18 protein-coding genes and 1 pseudogene are annotated in these 18,570 nt (G+C 44.0%); 5 read left to right on the forward strand and 14 right to left on the reverse strand.

The window, feature by feature from the left end:
* A pseudogene (locus D8797_RS07310) lies at positions 1–201 on the reverse strand (sigma-70 family RNA polymerase sigma factor); the annotation flags it as partial.
* Positions 202–389: 188 nt separating this feature from the next.
* Positions 390–980, reverse strand: coding sequence for a DNA-directed RNA polymerase subunit delta (gene rpoE, locus D8797_RS07315; RefSeq protein ID WP_015604416.1), 591 nt, complete (start codon positions 978–980; stop codon positions 390–392).
* A 259-nt stretch (positions 981–1,239) separates the two neighbouring features.
* Here rpoE and D8797_RS07320 point away from each other — a divergent pair, with 259 nt between their 5' ends.
* On the forward strand, positions 1,240–2,205 hold the full coding sequence (locus D8797_RS07320; protein ID WP_125379887.1) for an aromatic acid exporter family protein: 966 nt from the start codon (positions 1,240–1,242) through the stop codon (positions 2,203–2,205).
* Positions 2,206–2,284: 79 nt separating this feature from the next.
* Here the strand turns inward: D8797_RS07320 and kimA are convergent, their stop codons facing one another.
* The 7 genes from kimA to pnp all read right to left on the reverse strand — a co-directional run bounded on the left by kimA (position 2,285) and on the right by pnp (position 10,492).
* Positions 2,285–4,132 carry a potassium transporter KimA gene (kimA, locus tag D8797_RS07325; RefSeq protein WP_125379889.1) on the reverse strand — a complete coding sequence of 616 codons (1,848 nt, stop codon included), beginning with the start codon at positions 4,130–4,132 and terminating at the stop codon, positions 2,285–2,287.
* A gap of 288 nt (positions 4,133–4,420) precedes the next feature.
* Positions 4,421–4,813 (reverse strand): Mini-ribonuclease 3, encoded by a 393-nt coding sequence (locus D8797_RS07330; protein WP_125379891.1) that lies wholly within the window; start codon positions 4,811–4,813, stop codon positions 4,421–4,423.
* Positions 4,806–6,149, reverse strand: a complete 1,344-nt coding sequence (gene cysS / locus D8797_RS07335; protein ID WP_125379893.1) for a cysteine--tRNA ligase — start codon at positions 6,147–6,149, stop codon at positions 4,806–4,808. The genes D8797_RS07330 and cysS overlap by 8 nt, the downstream gene beginning before the upstream one ends.
* A 17-nt stretch (positions 6,150–6,166) precedes the next feature.
* Positions 6,167–6,688 carry a dihydrofolate reductase family protein gene (locus D8797_RS07340; protein ID WP_125379895.1) on the reverse strand — a complete coding sequence of 174 codons (522 nt, stop codon included), beginning with the start codon at positions 6,686–6,688 and terminating at the stop codon, positions 6,167–6,169.
* 8 nt (positions 6,689–6,696) lie between these two features.
* Complete coding sequence (locus tag D8797_RS07345; RefSeq protein WP_260471219.1) at positions 6,697–7,401, reverse strand: nucleoside phosphorylase; 705 nt, start codon at positions 7,399–7,401, stop codon at positions 6,697–6,699.
* A 185-nt stretch (positions 7,402–7,586) separates the two neighbouring features.
* Entirely contained in the window at positions 7,587–8,204 is a 618-nt protein-coding gene (gene cysE / locus D8797_RS07350) for a serine O-acetyltransferase (RefSeq protein ID WP_005591130.1), read from the reverse strand.
* Between the two features lie 89 nt (positions 8,205–8,293).
* Positions 8,294–10,492 (reverse strand): polyribonucleotide nucleotidyltransferase, encoded by a 2,199-nt coding sequence (pnp, locus tag D8797_RS07355; RefSeq protein WP_125379897.1) that lies wholly within the window; start codon positions 10,490–10,492, stop codon positions 8,294–8,296.
* A gap of 366 nt (positions 10,493–10,858) precedes the next feature.
* Between pnp and pepF the strand changes: the two genes are divergently transcribed.
* Entirely contained in the window at positions 10,859–12,655 is a 1,797-nt protein-coding gene (gene pepF, locus D8797_RS07360; protein WP_125379899.1) for an oligoendopeptidase F, read from the forward strand.
* Positions 12,656–12,742: 87 nt separating this feature from the next.
* Here pepF and D8797_RS10430 read toward each other — a convergent pair whose 3' ends face one another.
* On the reverse strand, positions 12,743–13,087 hold the full coding sequence (locus tag D8797_RS10430; protein WP_045497799.1) for a hypothetical protein: 345 nt from the start codon (positions 13,085–13,087) through the stop codon (positions 12,743–12,745).
* A gap of 221 nt (positions 13,088–13,308) precedes the next feature.
* Here D8797_RS10430 and D8797_RS07370 point away from each other — a divergent pair, with 221 nt between their 5' ends.
* A complete protein-coding gene (locus tag D8797_RS07370; protein WP_125379901.1) occupies positions 13,309–13,977 on the forward strand; it encodes an MIP/aquaporin family protein in 669 nt (222 codons plus the stop codon).
* 93 nt (positions 13,978–14,070) lie between these two features.
* Here D8797_RS07370 and trxA read toward each other — a convergent pair whose 3' ends face one another.
* Both trxA and D8797_RS07380 read right to left on the reverse strand, forming a co-directional pair.
* The gene (gene trxA / locus D8797_RS07375) at positions 14,071–14,385 is read right to left on the reverse strand and encodes a thioredoxin (protein WP_061452791.1); all 315 of its coding nucleotides are present in this window, start codon (positions 14,383–14,385) and stop codon (positions 14,071–14,073) included.
* Positions 14,386–14,399: 14 nt separating this feature from the next.
* Positions 14,400–14,621 carry a DUF4649 family protein gene (locus tag D8797_RS07380; RefSeq protein WP_125379903.1) on the reverse strand — a complete coding sequence of 74 codons (222 nt, stop codon included), beginning with the start codon at positions 14,619–14,621 and terminating at the stop codon, positions 14,400–14,402.
* Between the two features lie 226 nt (positions 14,622–14,847).
* On the opposite strand from D8797_RS07380, the gene hslO reads away from it, so the two are divergent.
* Both hslO and dusB read left to right on the forward strand, forming a co-directional pair.
* Positions 14,848–15,720, forward strand: a complete 873-nt coding sequence (hslO, locus tag D8797_RS07385; protein WP_125379906.1) for an Hsp33 family molecular chaperone HslO — start codon at positions 14,848–14,850, stop codon at positions 15,718–15,720.
* Positions 15,707–16,684 carry a tRNA dihydrouridine synthase DusB gene (dusB, locus tag D8797_RS07390; RefSeq protein ID WP_125379909.1) on the forward strand — a complete coding sequence of 326 codons (978 nt, stop codon included), beginning with the start codon at positions 15,707–15,709 and terminating at the stop codon, positions 16,682–16,684. The genes hslO and dusB overlap by 14 nt, the downstream gene beginning before the upstream one ends.
* Positions 16,685–16,738: 54 nt before the next feature.
* Here dusB and D8797_RS07395 read toward each other — a convergent pair whose 3' ends face one another.
* Together D8797_RS07395 and D8797_RS07400 are read right to left on the reverse strand one after the other, a co-directional pair.
* On the reverse strand, positions 16,739–17,500 hold the full coding sequence (locus tag D8797_RS07395) for a hypothetical protein (protein ID WP_125379912.1): 762 nt from the start codon (positions 17,498–17,500) through the stop codon (positions 16,739–16,741).
* Between the two features lie 235 nt (positions 17,501–17,735).
* Positions 17,736–18,524, reverse strand: a complete 789-nt coding sequence (locus D8797_RS07400) for an NUDIX domain-containing protein (RefSeq protein ID WP_125379915.1) — start codon at positions 18,522–18,524, stop codon at positions 17,736–17,738.
* Positions 18,525–18,570: the final 46 nt, after the last annotated feature.

Consider the following 18,570-nt stretch of genomic DNA (forward strand, 5'->3'; position numbering starts at 1 on the left):
ATGATTCCGAAATTTTGTCTTGAAGTAACGATAGAGGCGGCCTTCATCTTGACTGATATCTGGATGACTTTCTTCCAGCTGGTGATAAACCAGCATACCCTCTTGTTCCCAGTCACTACTCTCCCATAAATGTACATAATAATCTCGTGCACAGCGCCAGACGATCCACTGCACTTTCTCATAGCGTTCCTTGAAGTTCATGTTATCTCCTTTTTCTTTGATAATATGATTCTACAAGAAAAACTCTTCCCTCAGGCCTCCTGTCCCTATCCTGTCTATTTTATCCCCCAACTGGTAATCAACGAAAATATTTATGACATCTCAGAGACTTTTTAAGACATGTTAGAACGCAAAAACAACTGCTTCAAAAAGCAGTTGTTTTCTGGATATTATTCTTCGTCTTCAACATCCTGATCATCGTCGGAATATTCATCGTCTTCTTCATTTAACTCAACTTCTTCGCCGAGGTCATCTGGAGCTATTTCATTGATTTCAGCATCGTAGGCTTCAACCTCACTCTTTTCATCATCTGGATTGTCTTCATCGTATGAAAGAGCTGGATCCTCTTCATAAGAGTCCTCATCTTCAGGATCATCATCGCTGTAATCAATTGCATCTTCGTCGCCGTCCATAAAGGCATTAACACGTTTTTTCTTGCGTTTCTTAGGCTCGTCTTCCTCGTCCGTTTCTTCCAAAGCGATGATTTCTTCATCGACTTCGTCAATCGCATACCAAGAACGAAGACCCCATTTATTGTCACCAAGTGGAATGAAGCTGCCATCTACATTCAGCTCTGTATAAAATAGAGGCAGCGCTTCTCGGATCTCGCTATTTGATTTTTCCAGATAATTTTGAATTTCATTGACAAGCTCATCGAAATACATTTCATGGTCACGCCCGCGCAATTCTAAGATGGCACGTGCTACCTCAATCATCGAAAGCTCACTTTTTTCTTGTCCTGCAAATACTTCTAATTCCAAAGTTATTCTCCTTAAGATTACACAGGCATTTAGCCAGGCATTTTTTCGCTACTTTCTATTGTACGATAAATTTGCCGTCTAGTCAAAAAAATTTCACCTAGGCCATCCGACTTTTCACCCCCTAGCCTTCCTACTATCTTTTTGAGCATCTATAAAACAGCGTCTTCCTTCAATTTATACATTGACATATTTGTTCTCACATGTCTACGACTAATCATGTGATATAATAGATAAAACTTTATGAAATAGAAAGAAGCTTATGCCTCTCCTCCAACGTACCATCAAACTAGCTCTTGCAACATGTCTTGCTGCGGCTCTAGCTGCTTTTTTAGGTTTAAGCAATGCTATATCAGCCGGTATTATTGCTATCCTCAGTGTTTCTGACACCCGCAGAAGCACTATCAAACTAGCCCGCAACCGCCTCTTGTCTACTATTTTAGCACTAGCCATCGGGAGCTTATCTTTCATCCTTCTAGGATTTAACCTTTGGAGCTTAGGGATTTATATCCTGCTATACGTCCCCTTAGCTTATCTCTTTGGCTGGGAAATAGGTATCACCCCTAGTACAGTTTTGGTTACCCATCTGCTGCTAGCCCATTCTGTTTCTTGGTCTCTTTTAGCCAATGAAATGGCGGTCTTCCTCATTGGAACGGGATTCGCTCTCCTAGCTAATCTATATATGGCTTCGAACCAACAAGATATTGAAAACTATCATATTCAAGTTGAAGAGCAACTGAAAAAAATTCTACTACGTTTTGAATATTTCTTAAAAGCTGGAGACGGTCGAAACGATGCAACTCTAATCAAGGAACTGGATACTATCCTTCAAGAAGCCTTAGCACTGGTCTATCTGGACCATTCCAACCATCTCTTTCATCAGACCAACTACCACATTCACTATTTTGAAATGCGGCAGGCGCAGAATCGCATTTTAGAAGATATGGCAGGAAATATCAACAATTGCCAATTGGCAGCCAGCGAGAGCTTGATTTTAGCACGTCTTTTCTCCAAGACAGCCCAGCAACTTAGTCAAGAAAATCCTGCTCACGAACTAGTTGAAGAAATCGAAACCTGCTTGGCTGTCTTTCGCGAACGCCCGCTTCCTAAGACTCGGCAAGAATTTGAAACCCGCGCTACACTTCTGCAACTTTTACGAGACTTGGAGACTTTTATTAAGATCAAGGTAGAATTTTATCAAAATTACCAAAAAGTACAGACAAATTAACTTTATGCTATTTCCAATAAATAATAAAAGGAGTTGAAAAATCTTCAACTCCTTTTTCTCATTCAGTAAAGGCATTCGCTCATTCTTTTAAGTGATATGAATAACTTGCGACCACGACATCCTCATACCATTTCAAATAGTATTTTAATTTTAAACTCATCTGGTTATGCAAGACATTTTGCCATCTCTTTTTAGGTATGAACTGAGGTACTAGGACTGTCACTGTTCTTCCTTCTTTTTTGGCTCGCTTGGCTACTTTAATCACATACTGAACTGTCGGACTGATGATATTGCGATAGCTAGTCGTAACTGTCTCAAAGCGAATATCTGGGAAGTAGTCAGCAAATTCCTCGGCGACTTCAGCATCTTTTTCAGCAGTTTCTGCTGTTGAAACGTGCATTGCTACGACTTCATCTCCGATACTGCGAGCATAGCTCATCGCTCCTACACTGACTCGGGTAACATTCCCGACTAGGACAATTACTGTATTACCAGTGTAGTTCTGACGCTCAATGTGGTCATGCAATCTCAACTGTTTAGCGACTCTATTATAGTGCTGCTTGATAGACAAGAACAGCCAAGTCAAGACGATGATAATAGGAAAGAAAGGCCAAATATCTTGAAGACGGAACAAGAGTAAGATAAGGACAATCCCGTAACAAATGATCGCACCAAGGATATTCGCAATCGAATGCTTCAAGAAATTATTTCCATATTTTTTCTTCCAATGGACAACCATACCAGTCTGGGAGAGAGCAAAGGGTACGAATACACCAATCGTGTACAGGGGAATCAAGCGTTCTGTATTTCCCTTAAAGATAAACAAAAGAGCAATGGCACCAAAAGCCAAAGTGAAAATGCCATTAGAATAGCTGAGCCGATCTCCTTTTTCCATGTACATATGTGGCATGTATTTGTTCTTAGCCATATTGTAGGAAAGCATGGGAAAGGCTGAAAAGCCTGTATTGGCTGCCACTGCTAAAATCAAAGCAGTTGACAATTGGAAAACATAGAACAAGATACGACCAAGGGGAGAAGTTCCTAAAATCGCTTGCGCCATCTGAGCCAGAGTCGTTACACCTTTGACAGGCACGATGCCGATCCAATAATTCAAGAAGGTAATACCCGCAAACATGATACCTAGAATTAAAGCCATAATCGATAGGGTAGCTGCGGCATTATGAGCTTTTGGTTTCTTGAAAAAGGGAACCGAATTGGAAATAGCTTCCACTCCTGTCAAGGAAGCAGAGCCACTGGTGAAGGCACGAAGCAGCAAGATTAAACTGACTCCAGCAATCGGACTACCAATCCGCGCAGTTGCGTGATAGTCTAGATTTCCTGTCAGGATTTGCAAAAAACCGAAACCAATCAATAGCAAGGTGCTTACAATAAAAAGATAGACAGGAATCATCAAGGAAGTGGCCGATTCTTTTAATCCTCGGAGATTCATTAGCATCAACAAAAGAACTAAGAAAATGGAAATATGTAGATTGTAAGGATGTAAGACGGGAATCGCAGAGGTAATTGCGTCCGCTCCAGAAGCGACCGAAACGGCTACTGTCAACATGTAATCTACCAGCAAGCTTCCACCAGCGATTAAACCTGCCGTAGGAGAGAGGTTTTCTGTCGTCACCATATAAGCTCCTCCTCCTTGAGGATAAGCATGAATAACCTGACGATAGGAAATCGTTAAACTCGCTAATAGAATCAATACAACAATTCCTATGGGAAGCGACCACCAAATGGCACCAACAGAAACAGAAGTCAAGACCAAAACAACCTGCTCTGGTCCATAAGCAATCGAAGATAAAGCGTCACTGGAGAGCATGGCCAAGGCTTGCATCTTGGTTAGTAAATGGCCATCTTCGCCCTCTTTTCCAGATTTTAATGGACGTCCAATAAAAAAGCCTTTTAACTTGGCAAACATAAGTTCCTCCTTTAAAACATGAGCCATTCTACTCCTTTTCAGAAAACATGTCAATACTTTTCTGAAAATAAATTTCGATCTCCTACTTTTTATCCAATAATACATTTAAAGTTTCAAACTCAATCTTCTATAAAATTTTCCAGTTTTTCTGTAGACAACATGCTTGTTTATATAGGAGCATCAAAAAACGAGCTTTATGTAAAACTCGTCTTTGATATATAAATTTCTTAAATCCTAGTGGTTGTTAGTAAAAGAATTCTATCTCATAATAAATAAGATAGTAGTGAATCAAAACGAAGCCTCTATCTTCCGAATACACCAGTCAATCAGCTCTTCCAGTCGCTCAATAGCTTCGGTCATATGCAGGTAACCCATGACTGCCTCAAAGCCGGTAGACATCCGATAGGTGACGATATCTGTATTCTTAGCCTTGGTGTGGCTGTTGGCATTGCGGCCGCGCTTGTAGATATCCTCTTCCTTCTCCGTCAGAATCCCTTCTTCTATCATGAGAGAGATGAGATTAGCCTGAGCCTTGGCAGAAACGTACTTAGTCGCTTCCCTGTGCAGCTGATTGGGCTTGGTCAGACCCTGAAAAATCAGGTGCCGCCGGATATACATGGAGTAGACAGCATCTCCCTCAAAGGCGAGGGCAATGCCGTTAATCAGGTTGACATCAGTCACATGTCCACCTCACTCCGTCCTTAGTATCCAAAAGCTTGATGCCCTGAGCGGCCAATTCATCCCGAATACGATCCGCAGTCGCAAAGTCCCGATTAGTACGCGCCATTTGGCGTTCCTCAATCAAGCGCTCAATGTCCGCATCCAGGACTTCTTCTACAAAGACGATACCAAAAACTTCTAAGAGCTTGGCAAAGGCTGCCTTAACTTCAGCGGTGTAATTGCCAGAGTTGATCCACTTGGCTAACTCGAAGACAACCGTGATACCGTTAGCAGCATTGAAATCTTCGTCCATAGCAGCGGTGAACTTGTCCAGAAAACTCTGAAGCTGAGCAGAGTCTGCCTGACCAGTGAAAGGCTGCCCATAGGTATTTTTCAAATACTTGAGATTGGTTGCTGCATCATGAACAGCTTTTTCTGTGAAATTAATCGGCTTGCGGTAATGCTGGGTCGCAAAGAAAAAACGCAGCACCTGACCATCAATGGTCTTGAGGGCATCATGAACAGTGATAAAATTACCTAGAGATTTGGACATCTTGACGTCGTCGATGTTAACAAAGCCATTGTGCATCCAGTAGTTGGCAAAAGTCTGGCCAGTCTTGGCCTCCGACTGGGCGATTTCATTGGTATGGTGAGGAAACTCTAGGTCTGCTCCTCCACCGTGGATATCAATGGTATCACCCAAAATCTCCGTTGACATGACCGAGCACTCGATGTGCCAGCCCGGACGGCCTGCTCCCCAAGGACTGTCCCAGAAAATCTCGCCTGGCTTGGCCGCCTTCCAGAGAGCAAAATCCACCGGATTTTCCTTACGAGCAGTCTCCTCATCTGTCCGACCAGAAGCACCCAACTCCAAGTCTGCCAAAGTTTTGTTGGCTAATTTGGCATAATCACGAGACTTTTCGACGCGGAAGTAGACATCGCCCTCTGACTCATAGGCGTAGCCTTTGTCCACCAAGTCCTGCACAAAGCGGATGATGTCAGCCATAAACTCCACCACCCGCGGATGACGAGTCGCAGGTTTTACACCCAGAGCTGAGACATCCTCACGAAAAGCTGCGATATACTTATCAGCCACTTCTTTTGGTGTGATGCCTTCTTCCTTGGCGCGATGGATAATCTTATCATCTACATCTGTAAAATTGGAAATATAGTTGACCTCAAACCCCCGATACTCAAAATAGCGACGAACTGTGTCAAAAGCTACTGTTGAGCGGGCATTGCCGACATGGATATAGTTATAAACCGTCGGACCGCAGACATACATGCGAACCTTGCCCTCTTCAATGGGCACAAATTCACGTAGGCTGCGGGTCATGGTGTCGTAAATTTTAATCATGCGGTCCACTCCCTTCTCTATTTCTGACTTTTTCGGCTGAAAACCAGCTCTGCAAAAGGGCCAAATTGTCTGAGGCTATCCAGTTGGTAAAAGCGCTGCCCTTCCTCTTGGGTAAAGAGGGGTACCCCCTTTCCTAGGATAAGGGGCGCTATCTGAATAATGAGGTGGTCGAAAAGATCCGCATCCAAGAGCGGTCCTACCAAGGAATTACCACCAATCACAAAGACATTTTTGCCTTTGTCAATCTGGTGAACAAAGTCCACCACATCCCCAGCTACTGGCTGGTAATTGCTGACAGGCAGGTGCCTATCATGCGTAAAGACATAGTTTTTCGTAGCTTGATAAAAACTTTCTACATCTTGCAAATCTTGGATTTCCTCAAAGGTCCGCTTGCCCATGATGGTGATATCCATTTGCCTGTAAAAGTCATCATAGCCTGTATCCTCTACAGAACCAAGCTGATGCAGCCAGTCTATCCTGTGCTGGCTGTCTGCCAAGTAGCCATCCATGGTGATACAGCCGTAAAAATATACTGCCATTCTTGTAGTTACCTTTCTAGTTCCTTTGCTATTGTCAAAGCGATAGTGAAAAAAGTCATGGCATCAGCTGTCCGCTCTTCATGGCGGGCATCCCAGATTCGGTTATGATGATCCACATAGTCAGCTGTGTAGAAGAATTGATAGACCTTGGTCTTGCGAAATTGGCTCCAAGCCATGATAGCTGAAGCTTCCATGTCCACCACTTGGGCACCGGCAGCCAAGCGACGCTTGACCTTATCAGGCGTTTCCCGATAAAAGGCATCAGTCGTCCACGACTTGGTGCGGATATGCTCAATATCGTGCTTGTCAAAGATGGATTCCAGCTTTATCAACAGGGATTCATCATAGGAGATTTCGTCACCCGGTGGGGCATAGTGATGGCTAGTGCCTTCATCTCGCAATGCCGCAGCCGGCAGGATAATCTTATCCGCCTCAATTGAGCGGTCCAAAACGCCACAGGAACCTAGAATGATGAAATTCTTGAAGCCTCTGGCCGCCAACTCCTCCAGTTGGCCAATCACTGATGGAGCTCCAATAAGCGCAGTCATGACCGCAACTTGATTTCCATCATAATTATATACATACCAAGGGAATTGACCGTTAAGATTTTTTAAATAGCCTCCTTGATAGACTTTTTCTGACTCAATCAAACGTTTCAGAATTTCGCCATTAAAGGACAGGATGATAGTTTCACAAACCTCACCCTTGTCCATAATCTGCCTATCTGTTGGCTCAATAACCCCAGCTACATCTTCGAATTCCTATAATAACATAACTTCTCTTTCTTTAGGACTTCAGCAAAGCCTCTTTCATCTTTTCTATTGGGTTACAGTTTGCTAAAGCATTCCTTGACAAGACCTCCGTAAGATGTCTTGTTACTGTTCAAAACAAGTCTTTCTTAGAGCTCCGACGAATGGTGGCTGGCTTCGCGGGCATGCTCCAGCTTGTCCAGATAATATTCTCGCTGTTCTTCCACCTCGTGGATGGTTGGCTCATCTTTCTGACCATGAACACGCACGATCTTAGCCGGGATACCAACTACGGTTACATCACTAGGCACATCGGCCACAACAACTGCTCCAGCTCCAACTTTGGCATTTTCACCAATTTCAACTGGGCCAATGACTTGAGCATGAGCAGAGACCAAGGCACCCCGACGCACAGTCGGATGTCGTTTCCCTGTATCCTTACCAGTACCGCCTAAGGTCACGCCGTGATACAGAAGCGCACCCTTTTCCACGATGGCCGTTTCACCGATAACCAATCCACCACCATGGTCAATGAAAACACCTGACTCAATCTGAGCACCTGGATGAATCTCAATCTGAGTCCAGAAGCGCCAAAATTGGCTGTGCATGCGTGCCAGTAGCTTAAAACCTCTCTTCCAGAGGAAATGAGAAAGACGGTGGGCTGCCAAGGCCTTGACACCTGGATAAGTCAGGATGACTTCCAGCGAAGTACGAGCAGCCGGATCATTTTCTTTTACAATCTCAATGGCTTCTTTCCACCAGCCCATCTTCTTCTCCTTTCATTAGGTAAAATAAGGGAGCAGGCCCTACACAAAGAAACTTTGTAAGGTAATTGAGCCTGATCACTCCCTTTTCATTATTCTTCTGATTTAGCTTTAGGGGCTTCTTCATGTTTCTTATGAAAATGCCCTTTTTCCTGATGTTTATCGTGGTCTCTCTTTGGCTTGTCAGGCTTAGGCGGACGTGGCAAGAGAGCTTTCATAGAGGCATCTACACGGCCTTTTTCGTCAATTTTAATGACCTTAACATCGACAAAATCACCAATTTGTACCAAGTCTTCGACATTGTTGGTTCGAGTCCAAGCCATTTCAGAGATGTGAACGAGGGCATCGGTCTTGTCAAAGAGGTTGACAAAGGCACCGAATTTCTCAATCCGAACAACCTTGGCATGGTAAACTTCATCCACTTTAGCTTCACGAACCAAACCAGCAATGATTTCTTTGGCACGGTTAATAGCCGATTGATCGCTAGAGTAGATCGATACATTCCCCTCTTCATCAATGTCAATCTTAACGCCGGTCTCAGCGATGATCTTGTCGATAGTTTCGCCACCCTTACCGATGACAATCTTGATCTTGTCCACATCAATCTTGATGGTATCGATTTTCGGAGCAGTTGGAGCCAACTCAGGACGTGGAGCTGGAATAGTCGCTTCAATCAAGTCCAGGATTTCAAAGCGGGCTTTCTTAGCCTGAGCAAGAGCTTCTGTCAGGATTTCCGCTGTAATTCCTTCAATCTTGATATCCATTTGGAGAGCGGTAATCCCGTCACGTGTACCAGCCACCTTAAAGTCCATATCACCAAAATGGTCTTCCAAACCTTGAATGTCCGTCAGAACCGTATAGTTGCTGCCATCTGAAATCAAGCCCATGGCAATTCCGGCAACCGGTGCCTTAATCGGCACACCACCGGCCATCAGAGCCAACGTACCCGCACAGATAGAGGCCTGTGAGGAAGAACCGTTTGATTCCAAGACTTCTGCTACCAAACGGATAGCGTAAGGAAATTCTTCCAAGCTAGGCAAGACTTGCTCCAAGGCACGTTCCCCAAGAGCACCGTGTCCGATTTCACGACGACCTGGCGCACCGTAACGACCTGTTTCCCCGACAGAATATTGCGGGAAATTATAGTGGTGCATGAAGCGTTTCTTGTATTCCGGATCCAAGCCGTCCACGATTTGCGTTTCGCCCATTGGTGCCAGAGTCAGAACAGACAAGGCTTGGGTTTGCCCACGAGTAAAGAGACCAGAACCATGCACGCGCGGCAGGTAATCCACTTCCGCATCCAGCGGACGGATTTCATCAACCTTACGACCGTCAGGACGGACCTTATCTTCGGTAATCAAACGACGCACTTCCGCATGCTCCATTTGCTCCAAGATTTCAGCCACATCACGCATGATACGGTCAAATTCTTCGTGGTCCGCATATTTTTCTTCGTAGACTGCTGTGACTTGGTCTTTGACAGCCTGAGTTGCTGCTTCACGCGCCAACTTTTCTTCTACCTGAACAGCCTTTTGCAAGTCGCTGTTATAGGCTGCGACAATCTCTGCCTGCAGCTCCTCATCAACATGCAGTAATTCTACTTCTGCTTTTTCCTTGCCGACTGCTGCGACAATTTCTTCCTGGAAGGCAATCAATTCTTTGACCGCTTCGTGCCCTTTGAGAAGAGCTTCCAGCATGATGTCTTCAGAAAGTTCCTTGGCTCCGGATTCTACCATGTTGATAGCATCTTTGGTACCAGCCACTGTCAGTTCCAAAAGTGAAACTTCTTTTTGTTCCTTGCTAGGGTTGATGATAAATTCACCATCTACATAGCCGACCTGAACTCCTGCGATAGGGCCATTAAAAGGAATATCTGAGATAGAAAGAGCCAGAGAGCTACCAAACATAGCAGCCATTTGAGGCGAAGCATCTTCATCATAAGAAAGAACAGTATTGATAACCTGAACTTCATTGCGGAAACCTTCTGCAAACATAGGACGAATCGGACGGTCAATCAAGCGGGCAGTCAAAGTCGCATCTGTTGATGGACGGCCTTCACGTTTGTTAAAGCCACCAGGATATTTCCCAGCCGCATACATTTTTTCCTCATAGTTGACCTGCAACGGGAAAAAGTCACCAGTAGCCATCTTTTTGGACATGGTTGCCGCAGTTAAAACGGTACTTTCTCCATATCGAACAACGGCGCTGCCATTTGCCTGCTTTGCAACCTGACCGGTTTCAACTACCAGCTCACGACCTGCAAAAACGGTTTTAAAAACTTGTTTTGTCATAAAGACTCCTTGCCGAGCACATGCTCAATTTTTTCATACGTGTTGGCTACAAAGATCAAGATACTACGCCCTTAAGCAACCCATAGGACGTGTTCTGTTAGCACTTTGACTTTAATTTCATAGTCTTAGTAGCTTCTTATATCCTCATCTTTGTATCAAGCACGTACAGACCCTATTTTACCACAATTTCAGCCAAAAGAAAAAGGATGGAAATAGCTTTTTTCTATAAAAGTACTGAAAATCCATTTTTCTTTTTTCTAAGCAGGCTGCTGAAATCATATTTCCCTAATTTTTTCCTATAAGCAAGGCATTCTGAAGGAATTTTTGCTATACTGAATATAGTTATTTAATCAAAAGGAGTAGACTATGGAACAAAAACATCGTTCTGAATTCCCGGAAAATGAACTCTGGGACCTAACGGCCCTTTACCAAGACCAAGAGGACTTCCTCCGGGCCATCGAAAAGGCTAAAGAGGACATCCAGAAATTCGTCCGTGATTACCAAGGCAAGCTCAGCACTTTCGAAGATTTTGAGCGGGCTTTTGCTGAACTAGAGCAGATTTATATCCAAATCAGCCACATCGGTAACTACGGTTTTATGCCACAGACCACTGACTTTGGCGACGAGAACTTTGCGCAGATTGCCCAAGCAGCTATGGAGTTTGAGACCGAGGCCAATGTCGCACTCAGCTTCTTTGACGACGCCCTGGTCGGTGCAGATGAAGCTGTCTTAGAAAAACTAGGTCAAGAGCCCCATTTGACCTCAGCTATTCGCCAAGCTAAAATCAAAAAAGCCCACTATCTGGGAGCGGATGTCGAAAAAGCCTTGACCAACCTAGGTGAAGTCTTTTACAGTCCACAGGATATTTACACCAAGATGCGGGCTGGCGACTTTGCTATGGCTGACTTTGAAGTAGACGGTAAAGTTTACAAAAACAGCTTTGTCACTTATGAGAATTTCTATCAAAACCATGAAAATGCAGAAATCCGCGAAAAAGCTTTCCGCTCTTTCTCAGAAGGACTTCGTCAACATCAAAATACTGCCGCTGCTGCCTATCTGGCTCAGGTTAAGTCTGAAAAATTACTGGCTGACATGAAGGGCTATGACTCTGTCTTTGACTACTTGCTAGCTGAGCAAGAAGTTGATCGCTCTATGTTTGACCGGCAGATTGACTTGATTATGAGCGAATTTGCACCAGTAGCTCAGAAATACCTCAAGCATGTCGCCAAGGTAAACGGACTTGAAAAAATGACCTTTGCCGACTGGAAGCTGGACTTGGACAGCGAGCTCAATCCCGAAGTCACCATTGACGATGCCTACGACCTCGTCATGAAGTCAGTCGAGCCACTCGGACAAGAGTATTGTCAAGAAGTTGCCCGCTATAAGGAAGAACGCTGGGTCGACTTTGCGGCCAATGCCGGAAAGGACTCTGGAGGCTATGCTGCTGATCCTTATCGGATTCACCCTTATGTCCTCATGAGCTGGACTGGACGTATGAGTGATGTCTATACTCTGATTCACGAAATTGGCCACTCTGGTCAGTTTATCTTCTCTGACAATCACCAAAGCTATTTCAACGCCCACATGTCTACCTACTATGTGGAAGCACCGTCTACCTTTAATGAGCTCCTGCTCAGTGATTATCTGGAGCGCCAGTTTGACAACCCTCGCCAGAAACGCTTTGCTCTGGCTCACCGTCTGACGGATACCTACTTCCACAACTTCATTACTCACTTGCTGGAAGCTGCCTTCCAACGCAAGGTCTATACTTTGATTGAAGAAGGCGGAACCTTCGGCGCAAGCAAACTCAACGCTATCATGAAAGAAGTCTTGACGGACTTCTGGGGCGATGCCGTTGAGATTGATGACGATGCTGCCCTGACTTGGATGCGTCAAGCCCACTACTACATGGGACTTTACAGCTATACTTACTCAGCTGGTCTGGTCATCTCTACCGCCGGCTACCTACATCTGAAAAATGACGAAAATGGTGCCCGTGACTGGCTTGAACTGCTCAAATCTGGCGGCAGCAAGACTCCTCTTGAGTCAGCAATGATTATTGGAGCAGATATTTCGACAGACAAACCACTGCGCGACACCATCCAGTTCTTGTCCGATACAGTTGATCAGATTATTGCTTACAGTGAGGAGTTGGGGGAGTAAAAAAACAAGACTGAGACATTTTTGTCTCAGTCTGTTTTTACATGATTCAATAAATCTGTTCCTAAAATGAAATTTGAAGCTAAATTTTTAAAAAAGTTTAAAGAAATATAGATAAACCAAAATATAGATTGTAAAACAGACGCTAAATATAAGCCACCTTATCCAGAACTGTGACTTACTATAATTTTTAGCACGTAGGAGGCCAATAAAGAACCAGATAAGACCCCAAAAAAACATTCCCAACAGTTGAGGAGCATAATATGAAATCAAAACCAAGCAAAAAAGGACAAAGCTTAATACAGCCATGATGCTTTTTTCCGTTATTTGCGACCTAGGAATCATCCAGCCCACAAAGAAACAGAAAATTGGCACCGCAATAAACGGAGTAAAAACCATCAAAATAAAGCCAAACTGCGATAATGACTCAAGCATAAACAGCGACCTTTCTATACCTTGTAATTTACCTTCTTCCTATTATAACCTAAAAACTATATTTTCCAACAAAAAAACTGGGAGATAGACCATTTACTCTATTTTTCCTGTAATAAACAAAGGATATTCCAGCCAAAATATATGTTCAGAGCACTTTTCTTGAATCCACCTGTTTGTTTTGATAGACTAATACATAGATTTTTTTAAAAAGGAGATAGAAAATGAAAAAATTTGTTGCTGAATTAATCGGTACATTCATGCTTGTGTTCATCGGAACAGGAGCTGTTGTTTTTGGAAATGGTGTTGAAGGTCTTGGACACCTAGGAATTGCTTTGGCATTTGGCTTGGCAATCGTGGTAGCAGCTTTCTCAATCGGAACTGTTTCAGGCGCTCACCTGAACCCAGCTGTTTCAATCGCTATGTTTGTAAACAAACGCTTATCATCAAAAGACCTTGTCAACTACATCCTTGGACAAGTGGTTGGAGCTTTCCTTGCGTCAGGCGCGATCTTCTTCCTCTTGGCAAACTCAGGCATGTCAACTGCTAGTCTTGGTGAAAATGCCTTGGCAAACGGTGTAACTGTCTTTGGTGGTTTCCTGTTTGAAATCATCGCAACTTTCTTGTTTGTTTTAGTGATCATGACCGTGACTTCAGAAAGCAAGGGAAATGGTGCGATTGCTGGTTTGGTGATTGGTTTGTCATTGACAGCTATGATCCTTGTGGGATTGAACATCACTGGACTTTCAGTGAACCCAGCTCGTAGCTTAGCGCCTGCTGTCTTGGTAGGTGGTGCTGCTCTTCAACAAGTATGGATTTTCATTCTTGCACCAATCGTAGGTGGTGTTCTTGCAGCTCTTGTTGCTAAAAACTTCCTTGGAACAGAAGAATAAGAAACGAAAAAGAGTCCTGTCCTCAGTTTGAGGAACAGGGCTTTTTCTATGCAAACAAAAAAGCACTCCCTTTTGAATGGGAGTACTTTGCTTTTAACTCAATTCCGCAACAATGGCCTTGATTTGTTCTGCTGTGTGAACACCAGCGACTTGCTTGACCACTTGTCCGTCTTTCTTGAAGAGAAGGGTTGGGATAGACATGATCCCAAAAGTACGGGCTGTGTTTGGATTTTCATCAACATCCATTTTGACGATTTTCAAGACATCTTCTGAAAGCTCTTCAGACAATTTATCCAAGATCGGTCCTTGCATACGACATGGACCACACCAAGTTGCCCAGAAGTCTACCAAGACCAAACCGTCTTTTGTTTCTTGCTCAAATGTTGCATCTGTAATTGCTTTTGCCATTGTAGTTCTCCTTTTTAGTTATATTGGCTCAAATCCTGTTTCATCAGGAAAAAGTACACATCTCCATAAGTCCCATGGTAGTCCAAATCATGACCATTATAAACTAACTTTTTAACTGGATGATAATCCGCCACCCCGATCAGGCAGGCTTGCTGGGATAGTTCAAACTCCTCATAAGACTCGAAAGTTATCTTCCGTTCTGACTTAGCTGCATCTAGATAAGTAATTTCAATCATAAGCTCTCCTTTTTGATTCCATTCGTAATTTATGATTTAATTGTAACTAAATATGTTACATTTGTCAAATCAAACGCATCCGCCACTGCTAGATCGCCTCTAAATTCTGATTAATCATCTTCTCCTTTTTGTTTGACTTGATTCTAGCACAATGTAAAGAAGAAATCTTTGACAAAACAAGCACAAAGGCTACGTTTGTTTTTATTTTTATGTTAAAATAAAAGGTATGGACAAAATTATTAAAACTATCTCAGAAAATGGTTCTTTCCGAGCTTATGTGCTGGATAGCACAGAGACGGTTCGGACCGCTCAAGAAAAACATCAAACTCAAGCAAGCTCTACTGTGGCACTCGGCCGCACACTGATTGCCAGCCAGATTTTGGCGGCTAATGAAAAGGGCCAGACTAAGATCACCGTCAAAGTTCTTGGTAGCAACTCGCTAGGCGCCATCATCACAGTGGCAGATACCGAGGGTAATGTCAAAGGCTATGTGCAAAATCCCGGTGTCGATATTAAAAAGACAGCCACTGGCGAAGTTCTGGTCGGCCCCTTTGTCGGCTCTGGTCAATTTTTGGTTATCACAGACTACGGCACTGGCAATCCCTACAATTCTATGACACCACTCATCTCTGGTGAAATCGGCGAAGACCTAGCCTTCTATCTGACTGAGAGCCAGCAGACTCCTTCTGCCGTTGGCCTCAATGTTCTCTTGGATGAGCATGATAAAGTCAAGGTTGCTGGTGGTTTCTTGGTTCAAGTCCTGCCTGGTGCCAAGGAAGCTGATATTGCTCGCTTTGAGAAGCGGATCCAAGAAATGCCTGCTATCTCAAAACTGCTAGAATCCGATGACCATATCGAAGCACTGCTGGCTGCCATCTATGGAGACGAACCCTACAAACGCCTGTCTGAAGAGGAAATTCGTTTCCAGTGTGATTGCAGCAAAGAGCGCTTCATGAATGCCCTGGCTACCCTGCCAAAGGCTGACTTAGAGGAGATGCATGATCAAGACCACGGAGCTGAAATCATCTGCCAATTCTGCCAGACAGCCTATCACTTTGACCAAAATGACTTGGAGGAACTGATTCGTGACAAATCTTAATACACCTTTTATGATTGGAAATGTTGAAATTCCCAACCGTACGGTTCTGGCGCCTATGGCTGGCGTAACCAACTCTGCTTTCCGAACCATTGCCAAAGAGCTGGGAGCAGGCCTGGTCGTGATGGAAATGGTCTCTGACAAGGGCATCCAGTATAACAACGAGAAAACTCTTCATATGCTTCACATCGATGAAGGCGAAAATCCCGTTTCTATCCAGCTTTTCGGTAGTGATGAAGACAGCTTAGCCCGCGCAGCGGAATTTATTCAAGAAAATACCAAGACAGATATCGTCGATATCAACATGGGCTGCCCAGTCAACAAAATCGTCAAAAACGAAGCTGGCGCTATGTGGCTCAAGGATCCTGAGAAAATCTATAAAATTATCAACAAGGTTCAGTCCGTTCTAGATATTCCTCTGACAGTCAAGATGCGGACAGGTTGGTCCGACAGCTCACTGGCTGTAGAAAATGCTCTGGCAGCCGAAGCCGCCGGAGTCTCCGCCCTGGCTATGCACGGCCGCACCCGTGAGCAAATGTATACTGGTCATGCAGACCTTGAGACCTTGCACGACGTAGCCCAAGCCCTGACAAAGATTCCTTTCATTGCCAACGGTGATATCCGCAGCGTGCAAGAAGCTAAACAACGTATTGAAGAGGTCGGTGCTGATGCTGTCATGATTGGTCGTGCAGCTATGGGAAATCCTTATCTCTTTAACCAAATCAACCACTACTTTGAAACAGGAGAAATCCTCCCTGATTTGACTTTTGAGGACAAGATGAAAATCGCCTACGAACACCTCAAACGCTTGATTAACCTCAAAGGAGAAAACATAGCCGTTCGTGAATTCCGCGGACTCGCTCCTCACTACCTTCGTGGAACATCTGGTGCAGCTAAACTTCGCGGTGCCATTTCACAGGCCAACACATTGGCAGAGATCGAGGAACTCTTGCAACTCCAACATTAAAGAAATAAAAAAGGAAGCATTTACAAAGGTGCCTCCTTTTTTATTTCTTTTTTCTTATTTGATTAATTGAACACTAGCTACTTTACCGTCAGCGCCAGTAGTGATTTGGATGCCCAATCTAGGAGCAGATGGCTCAGCAGAACCCAGCTGAGCTGTATAGCAACCATCATCCAAAGTATAGGCATATGAAGCAACATGGTAAGTATTGACAGTTCCATTCGCTGACTTGACGCTAAATTGTCCGCCTGCTGAAACAGTCACTGTACTACCTCCTGCATCTGTCCAACTGCCAGCAGCTGCAGAGAAATCTCCATCCACCATATTCAAAACGCCTTTATAGCGAGCATTTGTTTCTGCCTGCTTGTTTTGAAGCTGACGATCAGTGGCTGGATTTTGAGCTGGTTGACTCGGTTGGGCTGGCTGAGTCGCTTGATTTGGTTTAGTTGGTTGAGTCGGCGTAGTTTGTTGACTAGGAGCTTGTTGAGATTGGCTTGGTTGAGCCTGTGTATTTTGTTGAGCTTGAACTTGCTGATCCACCCCTTGTTGTGTTTGGTTTTGTGAAGGTTGAACAGATTCCACAGCTTTCTGTACTTGTTCTGCTTGCCCTACTGTTTTATTTGAAGAAGCATTGCTGCTGGCTTTTGGAGCGCTGCTAGCCTTACTAGATGAGGCAACTTTAGAGCTAGAAGAAGCTTGAACCGTCTTGCTAGAACTTGCACTAGGCTTTGTTTCTTCTTTGTGACCACAAGCCCCTAAAAGCAAGCTAGAAGCTAGAACAGTAGCAGCCATCAATTTTGTATAAGTCTTAGTTTTCATCTTTTCTTCTCCTTTGTAACATTCGGAAATCTTTTTGTAATATTATTGTAACACTCGTAATAAAGTATGTCAACTAGATAAATGGAATTTTTCAAAAAATTTTGAAGCAAATAACATCCAGAACTTAGGCCTCCTCTCTTCCTCAGCAGATATGTAGCTACTTTTATATTCGTAATAAAAATAAAAAAAGCAGAACATTTTTGTCCTGCAAGTAAACTATATCATCAATTTTCTTTTAATCCGATTTTTCTGTCTTCAGTTTATAAACTTTTCTTGGTTTCTTCTTTGGCACGCGCTTAACGCCAGCCTCCTCCAAGTATTCTCCAAATTTAACTAGAAAATTATTGCTGACGATAGGTCGTCTAGGCGAGATAAGATTGACCAGCTCGGTTCCTTCATAGACGGTAAACGGTGATTCCAGCAGATGGAGAAAAGTTGGATTCCAGTCCAGTCGCCCCTGAATCCGCTTGATAGATTCCAGCAGAATTTGGTAGTGGTCAAAGGCAAAGTCCTCTGCTGTCAGGATTCGCTCACCGTCTCTAAAACTCCTGGTCTTAAAGTCAACATCAAGAAAGGTGACTTCCTTGGCATCATCCCCAGCTTGCACTTGGTCTACTGCTATGGCCGGCAGATAAACCAGATGGGCAATGGTGATGACCCAACCTCGCGGATCACGTCCTGGAGTGGAAACCGTCATCAGCTGTTCCACCTTTTCCAGCGGTATCTCCAGCCCTACCTCTTCCTTTACTTCCCGAATGCAGGCCTGATAGGCATCCTCATGCTTGTCTACAAAACCTCCGACTAAAGCATATTTATTTTGATAAGGGTGAGCCTTGCGCTTGATGACCAAGAGTTTTATCTGACCTTCCACGAAACAGTAGGCTACCATATCTGCTGTTACGCTAGGTGTCTCATACTTGGGCAAATCCTGTGTCTTGTACCATGCCAAAAAGGCGGACTCATCCGCCATGGTTTCATAGTACTCTTTTTCCGACATTCCCGCTGGGATATCCTGTTTGGTCATGAGTTTCTTCCTTTCCTAAGCTATTTTTTCTATCAAAAAATCTCAA

It is taken from the genome of Streptococcus cristatus (assembly GCF_003944225.1).
In the GTDB taxonomy this organism is placed as follows: domain Bacteria; phylum Bacillota; class Bacilli; order Lactobacillales; family Streptococcaceae; genus Streptococcus; species Streptococcus cristatus_K.

Coding starts and splice junctions, on each gene's coding strand:
- pnp (WP_125379897.1), bottom strand. CDS start 10,492: ATGACAAAACAAGTTTTTAAAACCGTTTTTGCAGGTCGTGAGCTGGTA.
- D8797_RS07345 (WP_260471219.1), bottom strand. CDS start 7,401: ATGGACAAGGGTGAGGTTTGTGAAACTATCATCCTGTCCTTTAATGGC.
- pepF (WP_125379899.1), top strand. CDS start 10,859: ATGGAACAAAAACATCGTTCTGAATTCCCGGAAAATGAACTCTGGGAC.
- D8797_RS07380 (WP_125379903.1), bottom strand. CDS start 14,621: ATGATTGAAATTACTTATCTAGATGCAGCTAAGTCAGAACGGAAGATA.
- trxA (WP_061452791.1), bottom strand. CDS start 14,385: ATGGCAAAAGCAATTACAGATGCAACATTTGAGCAAGAAACAAAAGAC.
- hslO (WP_125379906.1), top strand. CDS start 14,848: ATGGACAAAATTATTAAAACTATCTCAGAAAATGGTTCTTTCCGAGCT.
- cysE (WP_005591130.1), bottom strand. CDS start 8,204: ATGGGCTGGTGGAAAGAAGCCATTGAGATTGTAAAAGAAAATGATCCG.
- D8797_RS07370 (WP_125379901.1), top strand. CDS start 13,309: ATGAAAAAATTTGTTGCTGAATTAATCGGTACATTCATGCTTGTGTTC.
- D8797_RS07400 (WP_125379915.1), bottom strand. CDS start 18,524: ATGACCAAACAGGATATCCCAGCGGGAATGTCGGAAAAAGAGTACTAT.
- D8797_RS07320 (WP_125379887.1), top strand. CDS start 1,240: ATGCCTCTCCTCCAACGTACCATCAAACTAGCTCTTGCAACATGTCTT.
- D8797_RS07340 (WP_125379895.1), bottom strand. CDS start 6,688: ATGGCAGTATATTTTTACGGCTGTATCACCATGGATGGCTACTTGGCA.
- D8797_RS10430 (WP_045497799.1), bottom strand. CDS start 13,087: ATGCTTGAGTCATTATCGCAGTTTGGCTTTATTTTGATGGTTTTTACT.
- kimA (WP_125379889.1), bottom strand. CDS start 4,132: ATGTTTGCCAAGTTAAAAGGCTTTTTTATTGGACGTCCATTAAAATCT.
- cysS (WP_125379893.1), bottom strand. CDS start 6,149: ATGATTAAAATTTACGACACCATGACCCGCAGCCTACGTGAATTTGTG.
- D8797_RS07395 (WP_125379912.1), bottom strand. CDS start 17,500: ATGAAAACTAAGACTTATACAAAATTGATGGCTGCTACTGTTCTAGCT.